21 protein-coding genes and 1 other annotated feature are annotated in these 19,153 nt (G+C 34.8%); all 21 genes read right to left on the reverse strand.

The genetic code is table 11. The annotated features are described in order from the left end of the window. Positions 1 to 113: 113 nt before the first annotated feature. Positions 114 to 1,328, reverse strand: a complete 1,215-nt coding sequence (tyrS, locus tag NSQ74_RS17205; protein ID WP_340824931.1) for a tyrosine--tRNA ligase — start codon at positions 1,326 to 1,328, stop codon at positions 114 to 116. A gap of 81 nt (positions 1,329 to 1,409) precedes the next feature. After that, positions 1,410 to 1,658: a binding site (T-box leader), on the reverse strand. Between the two features lie 200 nt (positions 1,659 to 1,858). Beyond that, entirely contained in the window at positions 1,859 to 2,374 is a 516-nt protein-coding gene (locus NSQ74_RS17210) for a hypothetical protein (protein ID WP_340824932.1), read from the reverse strand. Between the two features lie 111 nt (positions 2,375 to 2,485). Beyond that, the gene (locus tag NSQ74_RS17215; protein WP_340824933.1) at positions 2,486 to 3,007 is read right to left on the reverse strand and encodes a hypothetical protein; all 522 of its coding nucleotides are present in this window, start codon (positions 3,005 to 3,007) and stop codon (positions 2,486 to 2,488) included. Between the two features lie 89 nt (positions 3,008 to 3,096). After that, complete coding sequence (locus NSQ74_RS17220) at positions 3,097 to 3,720, reverse strand: hypothetical protein (RefSeq protein WP_340824935.1); 624 nt, start codon at positions 3,718 to 3,720, stop codon at positions 3,097 to 3,099. Then, the gene (locus tag NSQ74_RS17225) at positions 3,717 to 4,241 is read right to left on the reverse strand and encodes a hypothetical protein (protein ID WP_340824937.1); all 525 of its coding nucleotides are present in this window, start codon (positions 4,239 to 4,241) and stop codon (positions 3,717 to 3,719) included. Before NSQ74_RS17225 ends, NSQ74_RS17220 begins: the two co-directional genes overlap by 4 nt. 89 nt (positions 4,242 to 4,330) lie before the next feature. Then, positions 4,331 to 4,855: a hypothetical protein gene (locus tag NSQ74_RS17230; RefSeq protein WP_340824939.1), complete on the reverse strand. Its 525-nt coding sequence runs from the start codon at positions 4,853 to 4,855 to the stop codon at positions 4,331 to 4,333. Between the two features lie 111 nt (positions 4,856 to 4,966). After that, positions 4,967 to 5,488 carry a hypothetical protein gene (locus NSQ74_RS17235; protein WP_340824940.1) on the reverse strand — a complete coding sequence of 174 codons (522 nt, stop codon included), beginning with the start codon at positions 5,486 to 5,488 and terminating at the stop codon, positions 4,967 to 4,969. A gap of 20 nt (positions 5,489 to 5,508) precedes the next feature. Beyond that, complete coding sequence (locus tag NSQ74_RS17240) at positions 5,509 to 5,811, reverse strand: EndoU domain-containing protein (RefSeq protein WP_340824941.1); 303 nt, start codon at positions 5,809 to 5,811, stop codon at positions 5,509 to 5,511. A gap of 77 nt (positions 5,812 to 5,888) precedes the next feature. After that, positions 5,889 to 6,461 (reverse strand): SAR2788 family putative toxin, encoded by a 573-nt coding sequence (locus tag NSQ74_RS17245; RefSeq protein WP_340824943.1) that lies wholly within the window; start codon positions 6,459 to 6,461, stop codon positions 5,889 to 5,891. A gap of 231 nt (positions 6,462 to 6,692) precedes the next feature. Beyond that, complete coding sequence (locus tag NSQ74_RS17250; protein WP_340824945.1) at positions 6,693 to 7,223, reverse strand: hypothetical protein; 531 nt, start codon at positions 7,221 to 7,223, stop codon at positions 6,693 to 6,695. Between the two features lie 21 nt (positions 7,224 to 7,244). Then, a complete protein-coding gene (locus tag NSQ74_RS17255) occupies positions 7,245 to 8,198 on the reverse strand; it encodes an SAR2788 family putative toxin (RefSeq protein ID WP_340824947.1) in 954 nt (317 codons plus the stop codon). A gap of 18 nt (positions 8,199 to 8,216) precedes the next feature. Next, on the reverse strand, positions 8,217 to 9,011 hold the full coding sequence (locus NSQ74_RS17260; protein ID WP_340824948.1) for a S8 family peptidase: 795 nt from the start codon (positions 9,009 to 9,011) through the stop codon (positions 8,217 to 8,219). Between the two features lie 1,111 nt (positions 9,012 to 10,122). Continuing rightward, positions 10,123 to 10,869, reverse strand: a complete 747-nt coding sequence (locus NSQ74_RS17265; protein ID WP_340824950.1) for an amino acid ABC transporter ATP-binding protein — start codon at positions 10,867 to 10,869, stop codon at positions 10,123 to 10,125. Between the two features lie 11 nt (positions 10,870 to 10,880). Then, positions 10,881 to 11,537, reverse strand: a complete 657-nt coding sequence (locus NSQ74_RS17270) for an amino acid ABC transporter permease (protein WP_340824951.1) — start codon at positions 11,535 to 11,537, stop codon at positions 10,881 to 10,883. 143 nt (positions 11,538 to 11,680) lie between these two features. Next, positions 11,681 to 12,487, reverse strand: a complete 807-nt coding sequence (locus tag NSQ74_RS17275) for an amino acid ABC transporter substrate-binding protein (protein WP_340824952.1) — start codon at positions 12,485 to 12,487, stop codon at positions 11,681 to 11,683. Positions 12,488 to 12,724: 237 nt separating this feature from the next. Continuing rightward, a complete protein-coding gene (locus tag NSQ74_RS17280; protein ID WP_340824954.1) occupies positions 12,725 to 13,948 on the reverse strand; it encodes a M20 metallopeptidase family protein in 1,224 nt (407 codons plus the stop codon). Positions 13,949 to 14,012: 64 nt separating this feature from the next. After that, the gene (locus NSQ74_RS17285; protein WP_340824956.1) at positions 14,013 to 15,425 is read right to left on the reverse strand and encodes a YfcC family protein; all 1,413 of its coding nucleotides are present in this window, start codon (positions 15,423 to 15,425) and stop codon (positions 14,013 to 14,015) included. A gap of 29 nt (positions 15,426 to 15,454) precedes the next feature. Next, entirely contained in the window at positions 15,455 to 16,567 is a 1,113-nt protein-coding gene (locus tag NSQ74_RS17290) for a M20 metallopeptidase family protein (RefSeq protein ID WP_340824958.1), read from the reverse strand. Positions 16,568 to 16,762: 195 nt separating this feature from the next. Then, positions 16,763 to 17,410 carry a GntR family transcriptional regulator gene (locus NSQ74_RS17295; RefSeq protein WP_340824960.1) on the reverse strand — a complete coding sequence of 216 codons (648 nt, stop codon included), beginning with the start codon at positions 17,408 to 17,410 and terminating at the stop codon, positions 16,763 to 16,765. A gap of 290 nt (positions 17,411 to 17,700) precedes the next feature. Continuing rightward, positions 17,701 to 18,420: a metallophosphoesterase family protein gene (locus NSQ74_RS17300; protein ID WP_340824962.1), complete on the reverse strand. Its 720-nt coding sequence runs from the start codon at positions 18,418 to 18,420 to the stop codon at positions 17,701 to 17,703. Between the two features lie 204 nt (positions 18,421 to 18,624). Next, entirely contained in the window at positions 18,625 to 18,828 is a 204-nt protein-coding gene (locus NSQ74_RS17305) for a transcription initiation factor TFIIIB (RefSeq protein ID WP_340824964.1), read from the reverse strand. Between the last annotated feature and the right edge of the window lie 325 nt (positions 18,829 to 19,153).

The raw sequence follows: 19,153 nt of genomic DNA on the forward strand, positions 1-19,153 counted from the left end.
AATAAGTGGGGACTGCTCAAGCAATCCCCTGTTAGCTCTTTCATTCATGAATGAACTCATTGTATGTTTCTTAAAGTCCGCGATAAGAACTTTTAAATCTACTGATTTACAAATTATTTAATTAAACGAATAAATCGCTTTTTCCCAATTTGTAATACTTCGCCATTTATTAATACACGATTTAAATCATCAGTATTAATTTTTTCTTTATTGATTTGAACACCGTTTTGTTTAATTAAGCGCATAAATTCACTTTTACTTTTTACAAATTCTCTATCTATGAGTTGAGGAATGATATCTACAATTGTTTCTGCATCAATCTCTATTAATAATTCTGGGATATTTTCTGGAATATCCTTGTTGGTAAAGGCTGTTGTGAAGTACTCAAGTGCTTGTTTTGTCTCTTCTTTGCCCCAGTATAATGTCGTTATAATATTTGCGAGCTGTAGTTTAATATCACGTGGGTTTAAGCCATTTGCTAACTCACTCTTTACTTGTTCGACAACGTCTGGATGCTCATCCGTGGCTAATTCATAGTATTTCACGATTAAATCATCTTGCACTTCCATCACTTTTTTAAACATGACTTTAGCCGACTCATCAATACCGATATAATTGCCTAAGCTTTTACTCATTTTTTCGACTCCATCTAGTCCTTCAAGTAACGGCATAAAAAGCGCGACTTGTTTTTCTTGTCCGAAATGCTTTTGTAAAGTACGGCCCATTAAAATATTGAAGGTTTGGTCAGTTCCGCCAAGCTCGATATCCGCATTTAGATGAACCGAGTCATATGCCTGCATGAGCGGATAGAAAAATTCATGGATGCCAATCGGTGTTTGATTGTTGTAGCGTTTTTGGAAATCGTCACGCTCTAAAATACGGGCAACGGATGTCGTTGCTGCTAATTTAATGACCTCTTCAAATGTCATTTTAGACAGCCATGCACTATTAAATTTAATAATCGTTTTTTCTGCATCTAAAATCTTGAAAATTTGATCACAGTACGTTTGTGCATTCAATCGTACTTGCTCATCACTCAACGCTTTCCGTCCTTTCGCTTTCCCTGTTGGGTCTCCGATTCGACCTGTGAAATCACCGATTAAAATAATAATTTGGTGACCAAGATTTTGTAATTGCTTCATTTTACGCAGGACAACCGCATGTCCTAAATGAATATCAGGTGCTGATGGATCTAATCCGAGCTTAATGTTCAGTGGCTTCTGTTGATTAAATGATTTTTCAAGCTTCGCTAAAAGCTCATCTTTATTTACAACCTCATGTACACCTTTTAAAATAATTTTTAGCTGTTCTTCTGGTTTTTGAAACATTTTAACATCTCCTTGTAATATTATTGCTAATATTGAAAGTTCTATAAGAATAGGCAAAATAAAAACGCCCTTTCCCAATCGGAAAAGGACGTTGAACACGTGTTACCACCTTTAAAATGTAAACAACTCGCATTGCTTACCTCAATAAGTACAAACTCACTATACTTTAGCACATGATTACGGATGCTAAACCGTTGTAGCCTACTCAGACAATGCTTTTCGGTACACAGCTCCAAGATGTATTCACAATCGTCCAACATGTACCTCTCAGCAACCGGTACCTTTCTGTATGTCTACGTGATTGTTACTAGTTCTTATCATAGCCTTTATTCTTATACTCCGAAATGTGCGACACAAATCTTAGTTATGCAGATATTAATTGTCATTATACTCAATTAATTTAATTTGTCAATATGACTATTTTATAGGATTATTAAGCTCATCATTATTGTTCATAGCATTCATGTAATTGTTTTGAGAAAAAACTTTGGGCATGTGTATTAAGTTAAGTAGAAAATTTCTATAAAATGTTATGTGCCAAGTAATTCATCATACGTTTCTAATAGCCCACAATAAGAACTCTCTTCAGAAAACTGAAGTTTTTCATTTTTACAAAACTCCACAAATCTAAAAAATTCTTTCTTCACTTCATTTTTGAATATTTCTATAGGTACGAGAAAGCTCTGTGAACAATCCAATTGAATTTCATAAAACTGACCACTTTCTTGAATTACCGTATCATTATAAGAAGCATTATCTAGAAAAACAATTCCATGACTTCTACCATCATAGTGACTATTAAAAATATAAATTAAATCACTCCACGTTTCTAATAAACTTTCCGTTATTTGCTCTTCGCCAAAAATCACCACATCATTATAAATCAAACTCACAAAGCCACTTAAGTAATCGCCCTCGTTTTCTTCTAAAATCTTCTGTGCCTTTTCCACAGCTAATGGATTGGTAATAGGAAAACTTTCGATTTTATATTCGGGAGCAGTTAAATCTTCTTCGCCTATAAATGTTGCGATCTTTAGTTTATTCATACGACACCTCACACTTATGAGTAATCCCCAAAAACAAAGTTGTGGGGACTGCTCGCTAAAAACAAGCGGTCTCCCTAATAAATTTTAGATTTTAGCCGTCCAGTTTTGATCTTATTCATTTTGTATTAATTCATCATACGTTTCTAGAAGGCCCAGATAAGAACTTTCTTCGGAAAACTGTAGTTTTTTATTCTTGCAAAACTCCACAAATTTAAAAAACTCCTTCTTCAGTTCATTCAGGAATTCCTCTTTTGGCAAGAGGAACTCCTGAGAAGAATCAAGTTGAATTCGATAATACCGTCCCGTACTTTCAATTACAGTATCAAAATATTTACCATTATCTAAAAAAACTATTCGATGACAGCTTCCATCATATCTACTTTCTAAAACATAACTTAAAGTACTCCAAGTATCTAATAAGCATTCAGTTAATTGCTTTTCACAAAAAATAATCTCATCATTAAAAATCAAGTAAACAAATCCACTTAAATAATCGCCCTCGTTCTCTTCTAAAATTTTCTGTGCCTTTTCTACCGCTAATGGATTGGTAATAGGAATAGCTTTAGTTATTACTTCTGGAAAATTGCTATAATATTGTCGACCAATAAATGTTTCAATCTTAAGATTTTTCATACGACACCTCACATTTATTGTATTCTAAGAAAAATACATTGTAGGACTGCTTGATAAATTCAAGCAGTCTCCTGTCTATATTTTGCCATCTAAGTTTTTTCCTTTTCATTTTGAATTAATTCTTCGTATGTCTCTAAAAGTCCACGATAAGAACTCTCCTCAGAAAACTGAAGATTTTTACAAAACTCCATGAATGCGAAAAATTCTCTCTTCACTTCATTTCGAAATGGCTCGATAGGCACGAAAAAGCGCTGGTTTCGATCAAGTTGAATTTCATAAAATTGATCAATTTCTTGAATTGTAGTATAGTAATAGGGATAATTATCCAAAAAATTTATCTCCTCTTTGCTCCCATCATATCTACTTTCTAAAATATTACTTAAACTACTCCATGTATCTAATAAACTTTCCGTTATTTGCTCTTCTCCAAAAATCACCACATTATTATAAATCAAGCTTAAAAAGCCACATAAGTAATCACCTTCGTTTTCTTCTAATATCTTCTGTGCCATTTCCACTGCTAATGGATTGGTAATAGGAAAACTTTCGATTTTATATTCGGGAGCAGTTAAATCTTCTTCACCTATAAATGTTGCAATCTTAAGGTTATTCATGGAAAACACCATACTTTCTTTGAAAATGAGTCTCATGTTAAATCCCTTAAATTTGGGGAACTGCTTTGAGATAAGCAGTCCCTTTTCCACTAATTTCATTTACCTTTATCATAAAGTAATTCGTTATATGTTTTTAAATGACTTTTATATAAACTTTCCTCCGAGAATATAAAGTTGCCATTTTTACAAAAGTCCATAAATTCAATAAAACCTTTTTCGACCACATTTTTAAATGGCTCTATAGGCAATTGGAAGCTATGGGAACTATCAAGGTGAATTTGATAATGTTGATCAATTATTTCAATTTCAGCATCATAAGTTGCATTGTCCAAAAAGATGATATTATGAATACTACCATCATATCTGTGGTCCAAAATATAAACTAAATCACTCCACGTATCCAATAAATTTTCCGTTAATTGCTCTTCTCCAAAAATAACTACATCATTATATATTAAGCTTACAAACCCACATAAGTAATTCCCTTCATTTTCTTCCAAAATCCTTTGAGCCTTTTCAAAAGCTAAAGAATTCGTAATAGAAACTGCCTCAGTTATTACTTCTGGAAAAGAGCTATAATATTGTCGACCAATAAATGTTTCAATCTTAAGATTGTTCATACGACACCTCACATTTATGGTATTCTAAGAAAAATACAATGTGGGACTGCTTGATAAATTCAAGCAGTTTCCTATCTATATTTTGCCATCTAGGTTTTTTCTTCTTCATTTTGAATTAATTCTTCATACGTTTCTAAAATTCCCCGATATAAACTTTCTTCCGCAAACTGTAGTTTTTCATTTTTACAAAACTCCGCAAATTTTAGAAATCCTTTCTTCACTTCATTTCGAAATGGTTCTATAGGGACGAGAAAACACTGGTGATTTAGTTTAATTTCATAAAACTGGTCAATTTCTTTAACTAATGCATTTCCTCTGTAATTATCTAAAAAAGTAATATCACTACTTCTTCCGTCATATCTGTAATCTAAAATATAGTTTAAATCACACCACGTATCTAATAAATCCTCCGTTAATTGCTCTTCTCCAAAAATAACCACATTATTATAAATTAAGCTAACAAAGCCACATAAGTAATCGCCCTCGTTTTCTTCTAAAATCTTCTGGGCCTTTTCCACAGCTAATGGATTGGTAATAGGAAAACTTTCGATTTTATATTCGGAAGCAGTTAAATCTTCTTCGCCTATAAATGTTTCGATCTTTAGTTTATTCATACGACACCTCACTTTTATGAGTAATCCAAGAAAAATAAGTTGTAGGGACTGCTCGCTAAAAACAAGCAGTCACCCTAATAAATTTTAGATTTTAGCCGTCCAGTTTTTATCTTATTCATTTTGTATTAATTCATCATACGTTTCTAGAAGGCCCAGATAAGAACTTTCTTCGGAAAACTGTAGTTTTTTATTCTTGCAAAACTCCACAAATTTAAAAAATTCTTTCTTCACTTCATTTTTGAAAAGCTCAATAGGCACTAGAAAGCGCTGGGTATTATCCAAACGAATTTCATAATACTGGTCAATTACTTGGATTGCAGTATCAAGGTACTGACAATTATCTAGAAAATCAATCCCATGAATTCTTCCATCGTAGTGATTATTAAAAATATAAATTAAATCACTCCACGTTTCTAATAAACTTTCCGTTAATTGCTCTTCGCCAAAAATAATCACATCATTATAAATCAAGCTGACAAAGCCACATAAGTAATCACCTTCGTTTTCTTCTAATATCTTCTGTGCCTTTTCAACTGCTAATGGATTGGAAATAGGAATAGCTTCAGTTACTACTTCTGGAAAATTGCTATAATATCTTCTTCCTATAAATGTATTAATTTCTATATTTTTCATATAAACCATCCGCCTATTTTTTATTTTCCTACTGGAAAAGCTGAATTTACATGTCCATGCCTATTTAGCTTCACTTTATATTCAATTCCATTTACTTCGGCTCGCACCTCTATCCCTTCCATTTTATTTAGCTGTCTAGATATAGCAACTTTATTCTTATTTATTACTGTTGTGACAATATTTTTAATATCATTAAGCGATAAATCTGGATCAAAAAACGATTTCCCTTCATTTCCAGTCCAATAATTGGGATGATGATTTTCTAGAATATGTCTCATTTTAGCCTTAGTAAAATAAACCTTTTTACCACCACCTACATCCAACGTGATATCTGTAAAGTTGGCTACAGCTTTTTTCGCTGCATCTTTTGACTTGCTGTAAAATGTACGTTTGCCAATTTTCAGGACTGTTTAAACCCGAATTTTTGTACTGTATATCTAACGACCGCACCACCAATTATGTATACTAATGGTGGTATTACGTATGGCTGTAACCTTACAGGATTAGTTTCATACGTTTCATACGTTTCTAAATCCGTAAAGATTGTACTGTAATGGTCATCTTCTAGTTGTTGCATCGTCACACGATAATGGTTTTGCTCTACAGTGCCGTTTTCTTCGATAACACTATCGATGAATATTTCTTCGCTTTCACTATTAAACTTGATGTCTAAATCTGCATTCAAAGCCTCGGACGTAAAAGTTGTTTGGACAAGTAATTCGTTATCGTATATTTCAATATTCCGAATATTTATCGTACTATCGTCTGAATAAACAAGATTTTTATTTAATTCAGCGTATAGTTCTTGTTGGTATTCTTCTGGATTAACGTCATGTATATCATCTATAGAAATCATCACAATAGGCTCATCAGACACTACATCATAATCCTGTGCAGCAATCAAATTGGGCACAATATTTGCAAATAGCAAGAGGGCAATAATAATAGATATGAAGTGTTTTTTCCATTTCATCGTTTCATTTCCGCTTTATTATTGTAACTTTGCCATGTTGATAGTTAATGGATTTATAAAAGAGTTACTTTCAATTGTATAATCTAGAAAAGCATTGATATCTTCTTCCCCTATAAATGTTTCGATTTTTAGTTTATTCATACGACACTTCACATTTATGGTATTCCAAGAAAAATATAATGTGGGGACTGCTTGAATTTATCAAGCAGTCTCCTGTTATAATTTTGCTGTCTAAATTTTTCTATCTTCAAGTTGAAGTAATTCATCATATGTCTCTAAAAGTCCACGATAAGAACTCTCCTCAGAAAACTGTAATTTCTCATTTTTACAGAATTCCACAAATGTAAAAAATCCCTTTTTCACTTCATTTTTGAAAAGTTCGATAGGAACTAGAAAGCGTTGGTGACAATCTAGTTGTATTTCATAAAACTCACCAATTTCTTGAATTACCGTATCATTATAGAAAGCATTATCTAAAAAAACAATTCCATGATTTCTTCCATCATAGTATTTATTAAAAATATAAATTAAATCACTCCACGTTTCTAATAAACTTTCCGTTATTTGCTCTTCACCAAAAATAACCACTTCATTATAAATCAAACTCACAAAGCCACATAAGTAATCACCTTCGTTTTCTTCTAAAATCTTCTGTGCCTTTTCTACTGCTAAAATATTGGTAATGGGGTAACTTTCAATTTTGTAAACAGGGGCATTTATATCTTCTTCCCCAATAAATGTTTCGACCTTTAGGTTATTCATACAAAGCACCACACTTTCTCGTCATTTTGCAGGAGGGTATGCCGAATTGACATGACCATGTTTATTAATATAAACTTCATATTCTACTCTATTTACTTTGGCTCGTACTTTTATCCCTTCTTGTTTATTTAGTTGTCTAGATATCGCAGATTTATTATTATTGATTACTGTTGTGACAATATTTTTAATATCATTAACAGATAAATCTGGATCAAAAAATGTCTTTTTTTCTTTTCCAGTCCAGTAATCCGGATGATGTCTTTCTAATATATGTCTCATATTAGCTTTCGTAAAATAAACCTTCTTACCACCACCTACATCCAACGTGATATCTGTAAAGTTGGCTACAGCTTTTTTCGCTGCATCTTTTGACTTGCTGTAAAATGTACGTTTTCCAATTTTCAGGACTTGTTTAAACCCGAATTTTTGTACTGTATATCTAACGACCGCACCACCAATTATGTATACTAATGGTGGTATTACGTATGGCTGTAACCTTACAGGATTAGTTTCATATGTTTCATGCGTTTCTAAATCCGTAAATATCGTACTGTAATGGCCATCTTCCAGTTGATGCATCGTCACACGATAATGGTTTTGCTCTACAGTGCTGTTTTCTTCGATAACACTATCGATGAATATTTCTTCGCTTTCACTATCAAACTTGATGTCTAAATCCGCCTTCAAATCCTCGGACTCAAAAGTTGTTTGAACAAGTAATTCGTTATTATATATTTCAATATTCCGAATATTTATCGTACTATCATCTGAATATATAAGATTTTTATTTAATTCATCGTATAGTTCTTGTTGGTATTCTTCTGGATTAACGTCATGTAAATTATCTATAGAAACCATCACAATAGGCTCATCAGACACGACAACATCTTCCTGTGCAGCAATCAAATTAGGCCCAATATTTGCAAATAGCAAGAGGGCAATAATAATAGATATGAAGTGTTTTTTCCATTTCATCGTTTCATTTCTCCTATATTATTGTATAAATATTGTACCTTTGCCATATTCAGCTTCATTCCAAAAATCTTTTGTCACAGTATATTGTTGTATAAATGAGTTAAAATCTTTTGTCTCAACTTCTTTATATGTCTCTTTCAATTGAATGAATAGATGTGTTGCATAAGCAGCTGCAAAAGAGGTTCCTGTAAAGACAGATGCTTGACCATGATGATTAATACTTTGTACATCTTCCCCCTTAAAAACATAATCAATTTTTCCAATAGCCGAAAAAGAGGATCGTTTATTTTTTTCATTCATTGAACCGATGGACAGTACACCATCCAATTTTGCTGGGTAGTCGGTTGCTAAGCCATATGTATTGCCAGCGGCGGCGACAATAGTAATCCCTTGCTCTATTGCTTTTTCAATAATAGATTCAAGTTCAGCATTTGGCGTTTGAAAGCCAAAACTAATATTCATAAAATCTACCTTTTTATCTACACACCAGTTAATAGCTTCTATTAAATCCTCAATTGAACCATTGCCATTTTCATCTAACAATTTAATATCATATATTTTTAACTTTCTACCAATTGGAGCATCACCTTCCCCTATAATAATTCCCGCGACTGGCGTACCATGATTAAAATCATCAACAATCTTTTCCCCAGGATGAATTAGATTGACTTCTTCAAATGCAACGCCTTGAAAGAAATCCAACTCTTTATTAATACCACTATCCAGTACAGCTACTTTTACATATTGGTTATCACTTTTAATTACCAATTGTCCGAAGGCAACATTACAAAGGAAGAAAATAATCAGTGACAAAAAGACTCCCAATTTTTTATTGATAGCGTTCACCTCCTTGCTATGTAGTTGTAAAAATTAATTCCAACATGGATGGGCTCTCTTATTGTAAAGAGAGTTATTCTGTAGGTTGTTTCGAAGTTAAGGGATGGTCATGTTGGAAAATTAAAATAGATTTATGTATATAAATCCTTTTAGTTCTCTACAAGACAATTAAAGTTTTTCAAGAGAAGATTTTTTTAAGATTATTCTAAATTCTCACTATAAAAAGTGTCAATAAATTTTATGTAGATTTTCTTGCAAATTTTACGTAATGGCGATTGCTATTAGTTTAGTGGCGTTTCCTAAGGTTTTCGTGGCGTTACCTTAAATTTTATTGGCGATTTTAAAAGGGTCATCCTAGTGTTAATATGTACCCGCGGAAATCAACGCCAGTATTTATCGCTATAAAAAAAGACATCGTGAAGTAACTCGATGCCTTCTATTTTTGTATTCTTATGAAGCTTAACGTTTATCAGAGTTGATTGGAGCGAAGGGTGGCGACTCCTGCGGGAACGCACAAAACGTAAGACGCAACGATCCGCGCGTAGCGAGGGTTGTGGCTTACGGTGTGCCAGCGGAAAGCGTCCACCTGTAGCGGAAATCAACGCCAGTATTTATTTCTATAAAAAAGACATCGTGAAGTAACTCGATGCCTTCTATTTTTGTATTCTTTTGAAGCTTAACGTTTATCAGAGTTGATTGGAGCGAAGGGTGGCGACTCCTGCGGGAACGCACAAAACGTAAGACGCAACAATCCGCGCGTAGCGAGGGGTGCGGCTTACGGTGTGCCCACGGAAAGCGTCCACCTGTAGCGGAAATCAACGGCAGTATTTATTTCTATAAAAGACATCGTGAAGTAACTCGATGCCTTCTATTTTTGTATTCTTTTGAAGCTTAACGTTTATCAGAGTTGATTGGAGCGAAGGGTGGCGACTCCTGCGGGAACGCACAAAACGTAAGACGCAACGATCCGCGCGTAGCGAGGGGTGCGGCTTACGGTGTGCCCGCGGAAAGCGTCCACCTGTAGCGGAAATCAACGCCAGTATTGATATCCATAAGAAAAGCCATCTCAAATGAGACAGCTTCTAAATTATTTTAAATTCCTTTGTAAAAATGCTTTCGTCCGTTCATGCTGTGGATTAGTAAAGAATTCTTCTGGATGATTTGCTTCGATAATGTCGCCACCATCCATAAAGACAACTTTGTTTGCGACTTCACGTGCAAAGCCCATTTCGTGCGTCACAACAATCATTGTCATATGTTCTTCTGCTAAATCCTTCATTACTTTTAATACTTCGCCTGTCAGTTCTGGATCAAGTGCCGAAGTCGGCTCATCAAATAATAAAATTTGTGGATTCATCATAAGCGCTCGCGCAATGGCTACACGCTGTTTTTGCCCACCAGATAAATTCGCTGGGTACGCATTCGCTTTGTCAGCAAGCCCGATTTTTTGCAGTAAATCTTGACAGCGACGTGCAATGGCATCTGATGATTCCGTTTTAAGTAAGCCTGGTGCTATTTCAAGGTTTTGCTGTACTGTTAAATGTGGGAATAGGTTAAAATGCTGAAATACCATGCCCATTTTCGCTGTCATTTTTTTAATATCTTGTTGCTTGGCATATACACCGTCTTGTACTAAGTAGTCACCATCGACACAAATGCTTCCCCCATTAATTTCTTCTAAATGAATTAAGCTTCGTAGCATTGTGCTTTTACCAGATCCAGAAGGACCAATAACAGCCACAACATCGTTCTTTTCTATATTAAAGGTGATCGTCTTTAACACCTCTAACTCGCCAAAGGATTTCTTCAAATTCGATACTTCAAGCAGTGCCATCTGTGTCACCTCTATTCAAATTTAAAACGTTTTTCTAGCCACTTAAAGAATACCGTTAAGACAAGCGTCATCACTAAATAAATCGCGCCAGCAATAAAGAATGGCACAATCGTAAAGTCACGGTTTACAGCTGTTTGTGCAAAATGCAGCAATTCTGGTACAGCTACAGCGTAAAGAAGTGCCGTATCTTTAATTAATGTGACCGATTCATTCGATAAAGCAGGTAATGCTACACGAAACATTTGTGGCAAAATAATGCGTGTCGTTGTTTGCCATTTTGACAAGCCTAATACTTGTGCCGCTTCGTATTGGCCTTTATCTATTGCCAATAAGCCACCACGGAATATTTCTGCAAAGTACGCAGCATAATTTAAAATAAAGCCAAGACAGGCAGCAACAAAGCGATCAAGTACCATATATTCACCAATCACTGGCACCATCGGTAAACCGAAGCAAATTAATAATAACTGTAGTAACAGCGGTGTACCGCGCATGACATAAATATACGTATGAGCAAACCAAGACAATGGTTTAATACGACTTTTCACAGCTAATGTAAGCAAGAACCCAAATGGAATCGATACAAGAATGGCTATAATGAACAGCAGCACCGTCATTTTTGCGCCATCAAGCATCGGCAAAATCATTGTTTGCCAGTAATCCGCCATAACTATTTTCCCTCCAAAAAGATAAGAGTTTCACGAGGAAACTCTTGCCGACTGATAACATTCAATTATCTAGTACGAATAGCTGGATTACGACCAGTAAGCACAGGTGGCAATCCAGCTCGTCAGTACATGAGACATTTACTCTATTTCAATACCTTATCTTCACCAAACCACTTTGTAGAAATTTCTGCAGCTGTGCCATCTTCATTCATTTTATCTAAAGCGGCTTGTAGCTTTTCTAATAATGCTTCGTTTCCTGGTTTGACACCAATTCCATATTGCTCAGGTGCTAATGATTCATCTAATAGTTTGAATGTTTCAGGCTCTTGCGTCATGTAGTATTCCGCTACAACTGCATCAATAATGACAGCATCTAAACGGCCTGTTTTTAAATCTGTTAAAGCTAACACATTATCTGCAAACTCTGTGACGTTTTTCACTTCTTTGTGAATTGGGTTTGCATTTAATGCCTCTGCAGCCGAAGATTGCGCTTGAAGACCGACTTCTTTTCCTGCTAAATCGCTTAGTGCTTTAATAGAAGATTTTTTTAATGTCATTACTGCTTGCGCATTTTCTAAATAAGGCTTTGTAAATAACACCTTTTCTTTACGCTCGTCTGTAATTGTATAACCATTCCATATTAAATCAATGCGGCCACTAATTAACTCAGCCTCTTTCGTTTTCCAATCGATTGGTTGGAATTCAGCTTCCACTCCCATATGTTCAGCAGCAGCACGTGCTAAGTCAATATCAAAGCCAACGATTTCGTTTTTATCATCACGGAATCCTAATGGTGCAAACTTATCATCAATTCCGATTATTACTTTTTCTGTTGATTTATCTGAATCCTTCGAGCCATCAGCTGAACTCGATTTTTCTCCAGAAGTACCGCAAGCTGCTAAAGCTAGTACCGCTGTAAGCATGCATAGTATTGTGAAAATGCGCTTCATTATCTAATATCCCCTAACATTTTATATTAATTAATAGAAATAATAGTTTCGCTTTCTCTTGCTAAACTACTAACGTGTTAAAGAATATCAAAATGGTGCATTGTTGTCAATATCTTAATTGAATTATTAGAATACTTTACTAGAATTATTCAAGCCCTATATGAGCGTTAACGGCAAGCGCTCATTAAAAACAGCCCAACCAGAAAGCTCCGGCTGAACTGTATTCAAAGTAGATTCTTATTTATGCTGTTGTTTTAACCATTCAATTGCCACATTTGCATGTAAGGCAGCACCATATTTAAAAATGTCCTCATTTTGACGCATACGAGGGTTGTGCACAGGTGCCTCGCCTTCTTTTCCTGTTCCTAGCACCACAAATGCAGAAGGTACTTCTTGCGAGATGTAAGAAAAGTCTTCTGAACCACCGAGATATCCGTTATCCACCACATTTTCGGCTCCTACTACATTTTCTAAAAATGGCGTAATAGCTTCAATAAATTCTGGATTGTTATATGTTGTTGGCGTATGGAATTCGATTGTATGATATTCTCCACGCCATGCTTTTACAGTATGGTCTATCATCTCTGGGATGCGTTTACATAAATGGTCTCGTGTTTGTTGATCATAGCTTCTCATATTTCCTTGTAAAACAGCTTTGTCTGGAATAATATTTGTCGCCGTACCACCAGCCATAGCACCTACTGAAAATGTAACACTATGATTTGGATCAGCTTCACGTGTCATTAATAGGTTTAAACTTGTATACAGTTGATTCATAATCATATTCGAATCAATTGTTTTATGGGGCTGTGAGCTATGTCCACCATTTCCTTGAATATTGACGATATACGTATCCATTGCTTGTGTTAACGTACCTTTATGGACAGATAATGTGCCTGCTTGTTGATCTGGCATAATGTGAATACCAAATGCGGCATCTACTTTTGGATTTTGCAGCAAACCATCATCAATCATTAGTTTTGAGCCATACCCCCACTCTTCCCCAGGTTGGAACAATAATTTAACCGTCCCCTGTAACTCCGCTTCATAGTCCTTCAAAATTTGTGCTGCGCCTAAAAGCATTGCAACATGTGAGTCATGACCACAAGCATGCATTACACCTGGATTTTTGGATGTAAATTCACATTCAACTTCTTCTTGAATTGGTAATGCATCCATATCTGCGCGAAGAAGAATACATGGAGCCCCCTGTCCAATTGTCGCAACTACACCCGTACATTGATCTTGTGAACCAAATCCTGCTATTGCATATTTTTCTTTAATTTCAGGTGGCACTACTCCACATTGCTTATGGGCTATACCCATTTCGTCTAGGCGTTGTTGGATATACTTTTGTGTGTTCGGTAGTTCGAATCCAATTTCTGGATACTGATGCAAATAGCGACGATCTTTTATAATTTGTTCTTCATATTTCTTAGAATGTTCTAAAATATTCATCATGTAGAAATCCCCTTTATCGTTTAATCATTGTGTAGAACTTCAAAGTTTTGAATGAACTAATCTATTAGAATGGACCTAACCCCATGTAATGCGCGATTAATATTAAGACAAATGCCGCAAAATGTAGTATAAGGAATAGTTTCATTGAGAATTTAACCCAGGCAGAATAGCTAACATTCGACATGCCAAGCGCTGCCATTAGCCCACCAGAAGTCGGCCATAAATAATTCGTAAAGCCGTCACCGAATTGATACACTACAACCATTACTTGTTGATTAATCCCTAATATTTTCCCTAAAGGTCCCATAATGGGCATTAAAATAATTGCCTTACCGCTTCCCGAAACAACGAAGAAGTTAAAGAAAATAACAACGATAAATAGTACTAATAAAGTAATAATCGTTCCCGTATTGTTTAATATATTCGATAATGAATGTACCGCTGTATCAATTATTTGTGCTTGCGTCATTAAAATCATGACCGAACGAGCAAACCCGATTGCAAGCCCTGTAGGTAAAAGTCTAGCTGCGCCAACACCAAACGTTTCAGCGGCCTCACTAGGTTTAAGTTTTAAAATGATGACTAATAAGACAGCGTATATAGCATAAACAGCAGAAAGTTCAGGCATCCCCCATCCTAGTTTAATAGCACCGAATGCACTACCAACTAAAACGACAACTAAACCTAATAATGCCAACTTTCTTGACAATGTAAATTCTTCTTCTTCGTACTCAGCTGTTTTTGTATGCTCAATTTCTTCTAAATATTCAGCAGCAACAATACTTTTACTTGGATCTGCTTTTGTTTTATTCGCATAACGCACAATGTAAATCATCGAAATAATAATAAAGACGATTAAAGCAACGATACGGAATACTAGTCCAGAATAGATAGGTAAGCCAACAATCGTTTGACTTACACCTGTCGTATAGAAATTTACAACTCCAGCTGTAAAACCAATAGCTAAACCAACTGTCGGGATAGCGAAAGCTGTGATGCGGTCATATCCCAATCCCATTACGACTGCCATCGCAAGCGGAATGAATGGAATACCCCCTTCCCCGAACCCAATTGTTCCTAATACGGAGAACAGTACGAGTAATGAGATGATAATTAGTTTTTCTTTTCCTGCTGCGACGCTTAATAATTTATGGATACCTGCTGCAATCGCACCAGACTTTTCAAGAATAAATAGCGCTCCACTTGCAAATAGCAACATCACAATGATATCTGCTGATTGCACAACCCCGTTATGTAAAGCTGTGAAAAAATCCATGAATCCTATCGGCTTTGCTTGCTCCACATATGAAAAATTGTCAGTGTTTAGTTCGGTAATACCCGTATCTGGATTTACTATCCGTTCATACTCCCCACTCGGAACAATCCACGATAGTAACACAACTAGTAGCATTACTAGCATAAACATTATGTAAACATGTGGAAAATTAATGCCTTTTTGTTTTTCCTTTGCTGACATAAAAAATCCTCCAAATCTCTCTTACTCGTTTATTTAATTAATGCTTTAAATAGATTCACACCTGATTCAATCAATTCGTCACGGAAATCATACTCATGTGTATGAACATGCGGGTAATCTTCTCCATTACCAATGAAGCAGTAAGCTCCCTTTGTTAGCTTTGTAAAATGGCCAAAATCTTCGGATCCACGAAAAGCTTCATCTAGTTCAAGTAATGTCATTCCTTCAGATTTCGCAACGGCACGTATTTTGTCTGCACTTTCTTTATGATTGAACGTTTCAGGGAATTCATCATTATAATCAAAACTTACTTGCAAACCGTATTGTTGTGCTTGATCTTTTGCAAAATTTTCAAGATTTTCTTGTAGTCTATTCAGCTCATCTTCATAAAGGGCACGTATTGTTAAACGAAGATCACCTGTCGATGCAGCAATTCCAAAAGCGTGTTCACCTACATCGATTTGTACAACTGTACAAAGAACAAGTCCATTATTTAATTTAGGGGAAATAAATTTAGGAATTGCATTCACAATATTTGCAATGGCAAACGCTGGATTGATGCCCTTTTCTGGCTGACTAGCATGTGTAGGTGAACCTTTCATATGAATGGTCATTCCTTTTGATGCACATAAAGCTGTACCATCAATAATTCCTACAGTTTTGTAAGGAAGACCACTCATATTATGGTAGGCGAAAATTTCATCGATATTGTGTTCCTTAATGAAATCAACACATTGAATGGCCCCATCCCCTGTTTCTTCCGCTGGTTGGAAGAGGAAATAGATATTTTTGTCTGCACCTAGTTGATCGACTTCAAGTGCAAATGCCGCTAATGTCGCTGCATGTCCATCATGACCGCATTTATGTGCTTTTCCTGGGAATTGAGAAGCCCATGGAAGATCAATCACTTCATCCATTGGCAATGCATCATAATCAGCACGAAAAGCAATATTTTGCTTAGCTGATTCTGCATGATAAATAGCATAAAACCAATTTCCTTTATCAACAATCACTAACTTTGTATACGTTTTCAAAAACTCAATTAAGTGCTGTTTTGTCCATACTTCTTCATTAGAAAGTTCGGGATGTTGATGTAATTCGTGACGCAATTGTTTAGCTAAATCAAAATTTTTACTGTTCACTGTTTATATCCTCCTAAAAAGCTGATTTTTTAATTTTCACCCTAATCTCTTGTTCTAAAATTTCAAGGGTAAACTGAATCATTCATTTCTGTATATTGTATATTGTATATTATATTTAAATTTTTTCAACAAAAAAATAATTCTGTTTATTTAAAAACAGAATTACTTTTCGTGTTTAAGCGAGCAAATTAGCACCTAAAGTGGTATAAGCTCTGCTTTATCAATATTCCAATGTACTTCTTTCATGTATCTCTCTAATTCAACTATCTCGCCTTTTTTAAATAGTTCCACCATTTTTCGATGTTCATTGTTTGTTTGAGACAGTCGTTTTTTTGTAATTTCTGGCTCATCAGCATGATGAAAGTTTTTCAAAAACTTCTTTTCTAATTGTAATAGCAGGTTTACAAGACTTTTGTTTGGGCAAACCGATAAATACACGCCATGAAAAGCTTCCTGCATTTTATGATACATAGAGAAATTGCCAGTATTAATGGCCAAATCAATACTTTGAATATAAAACTCCATTTCATTCATATGTTTCTCAGTTAAAAAAGGTGCCGCTAAAGCAGCAGCCAAGCCATCCAATGCCCCAATAATAAAATATGTTTCTTTGGCTTCTTCCGTCGTAAGGTTTTTAATTACAAATCCTTTTCTTGGCACATTTTCTAATAGCCCTTCGGAAGAAAGTTGTATTAACGCCTCTCTAACCGGTGTCCTACTGACATTTAGGCTTTCGCTAATAGCACTTTCATTTACCTTTTTTCCAGCAATCAGATTTCCATTATTAATTTGATCTACGATATAATTATAAACATGGTCTTTTAGCGATAAATAATTATTCATAAAGTAACCTCAATTTTAAATTTTTTAACAATCCTTTTTATCTACTATACACTTTTTTCTAGTATCTTAGCCAGAGCCATTGCCAAATTACAATTCATTAGAAGTAATAATATAAAACATTAATCTAACATCTCTGACAGTTAAGTTCATTGTACATACTAACCTAAATAAAAAAGCGTTTATCCCTTTTTGGAATAACGCCCTCTGTTAGTTTAACTATGGTTTATATGGTTTGAACTCAATGGATTTTGCTTGGTACATTTTATCCTTGAATATATAGGTGATATGAATTATGCACCCCGATATCTCCCTAACATAATTTCATCATAATATTTATCTAATTGTGGTAAACCCAACTCTTCAGCAACCTTAAGCTCAGCTTCTCTATCATAATCTACTCTAATAAATTGAATGGCATTATTTGAATGTGTTCCATCTAGAATTGCATATGACGCTGAAGTTAAGTCAAGTGAATTTCCGACGCTCCCAACGTTACACAAAATACCATTTGTATATGTATGTAAAAAAGTTGTATGAATATCGCCGTAGAATACTATATCAGGAAGTTTATTGAAATGGATTGAATTTGTTATTTCATTATTCTCAAACATCGATAAACGTTTTTCAATTGGATGACTATCCAAAATACGTTCAAATTCACTTCTTGGAGAGGCATGGAAAAACCTTATTAGTTGTCCGTTTAATTCCAAATCGATATGAAATGGTAACGAATTTAAATACTCAAAATCTTTTTCTGTTAATCGATCTTTGTACCACTGGATAAACTCATTATCCGTAGGTGATTGAATAAAGACATCCCAATTGCCTCGAACTACTCGCTCGCAATTTTTTTGGATGAGTTCTATACATTCAGATCCTTGAGGTCCTTTACCGATTATATCTCCTAAACAAAAAATTCTTTCAATCTTTCTTAATCGAATATCTTTTAAAACAGCTTCCAAAGCCGTTTTATTCCCATGGATATCTGAAATGATTGCAATCTTAGTCACAAAGGCTCCTCCTTAAAAATTCCATATATTCTCTATTTGTTATTCGACAAAATCACTTTTTATTCCTTTAATAGCTAAAAAAGACGTACATTATTCTGATGCGCTTGTTAAGCGCTCCTTTTTTGTACGTCCATCAACCCTATTATAAAATCATATTAAAAAGTGCAATAATGCAAATATTTATCAATCGTTTTAAAATAGAAACTAAAGCGTCCCCTTAAATTTCTCTGGCTTTTTTACATAGCTTTCAATGATATACCCACAATCAGTACAAAGAATATATTCAACCTCTGAGCCAAAACTCATCTTATTCGTTGGGTGCATCACGGCATATCCATGGTGTTTGCCCTTCCCTAATTCTGCTCCACCGCATTTTGGGCATTCCGTTATTGCATTAGATTGATTCATTGGAAAACCTCCTCATTAGATATATGTATGTACCACTTTCAAAGGATTGCATAATATATTTACGGCCGAGCAGGCATTTGGTTTCATGTTCTTAATAGACTTCAACCTATTTATCAAAAATTGTGTCTTAAATTGAAATGCTTCTATTCCTATGGTTTTCCGATTAAAGAAACCTTGCTCATACTATATGCGCTACTGCGTTTTACTTACTTCGCCATATTTATAACTGCGTTAGCTTTTCTATCTAATATTGTTATTTTAAAAAATCAAAACAGTAGACAAGCGCTACAATCATTACGGTTTAAATTATGTATACAATATTAAC

This window comes from Lysinibacillus sp. FSL W8-0992, assembly GCF_038008685.1.
Classification (GTDB): Bacteria; Bacillota; Bacilli; order Bacillales_A; family Planococcaceae; genus Lysinibacillus.

Coding starts and splice junctions, on each gene's coding strand:
- tyrS (WP_340824931.1), bottom strand. CDS start 1,328: ATGTTTCAAAAACCAGAAGAACAGCTAAAAATTATTTTAAAAGGTGTA.
- NSQ74_RS17210 (WP_340824932.1), bottom strand. CDS start 2,374: ATGAATAAACTAAAGATCGCAACATTTATAGGCGAAGAAGATTTAACT.
- NSQ74_RS17215 (WP_340824933.1), bottom strand. CDS start 3,007: ATGAAAAATCTTAAGATTGAAACATTTATTGGTCGACAATATTATAGC.
- NSQ74_RS17220 (WP_340824935.1), bottom strand. CDS start 3,720: ATGAAATTAGTGGAAAAGGGACTGCTTATCTCAAAGCAGTTCCCCAAA.
- NSQ74_RS17225 (WP_340824937.1), bottom strand. CDS start 4,241: ATGAACAATCTTAAGATTGAAACATTTATTGGTCGACAATATTATAGC.
- NSQ74_RS17230 (WP_340824939.1), bottom strand. CDS start 4,855: ATGAATAAACTAAAGATCGAAACATTTATAGGCGAAGAAGATTTAACT.
- NSQ74_RS17235 (WP_340824940.1), bottom strand. CDS start 5,488: ATGAAAAATATAGAAATTAATACATTTATAGGAAGAAGATATTATAGC.
- NSQ74_RS17245 (WP_340824943.1), bottom strand. CDS start 6,461: ATGAAATGGAAAAAACACTTCATATCTATTATTATTGCCCTCTTGCTA.
- NSQ74_RS17250 (WP_340824945.1), bottom strand. CDS start 7,223: ATGAATAACCTAAAGGTCGAAACATTTATTGGGGAAGAAGATATAAAT.
- NSQ74_RS17255 (WP_340824947.1), bottom strand. CDS start 8,198: ATGAAATGGAAAAAACACTTCATATCTATTATTATTGCCCTCTTGCTA.
- NSQ74_RS17265 (WP_340824950.1), bottom strand. CDS start 10,869: ATGGCACTGCTTGAAGTATCGAATTTGAAGAAATCCTTTGGCGAGTTA.
- NSQ74_RS17270 (WP_340824951.1), bottom strand. CDS start 11,537: ATGGCGGATTACTGGCAAACAATGATTTTGCCGATGCTTGATGGCGCA.
- NSQ74_RS17275 (WP_340824952.1), bottom strand. CDS start 12,487: ATGAAGCGCATTTTCACAATACTATGCATGCTTACAGCGGTACTAGCT.
- NSQ74_RS17280 (WP_340824954.1), bottom strand. CDS start 13,948: ATGATGAATATTTTAGAACATTCTAAGAAATATGAAGAACAAATTATA.
- NSQ74_RS17285 (WP_340824956.1), bottom strand. CDS start 15,425: ATGTCAGCAAAGGAAAAACAAAAAGGCATTAATTTTCCACATGTTTAC.
- NSQ74_RS17295 (WP_340824960.1), bottom strand. CDS start 17,410: ATGAATAATTATTTATCGCTAAAAGACCATGTTTATAATTATATCGTA.
- NSQ74_RS17305 (WP_340824964.1), bottom strand. CDS start 18,828: ATGAATCAATCTAATGCAATAACGGAATGCCCAAAATGCGGTGGAGCA.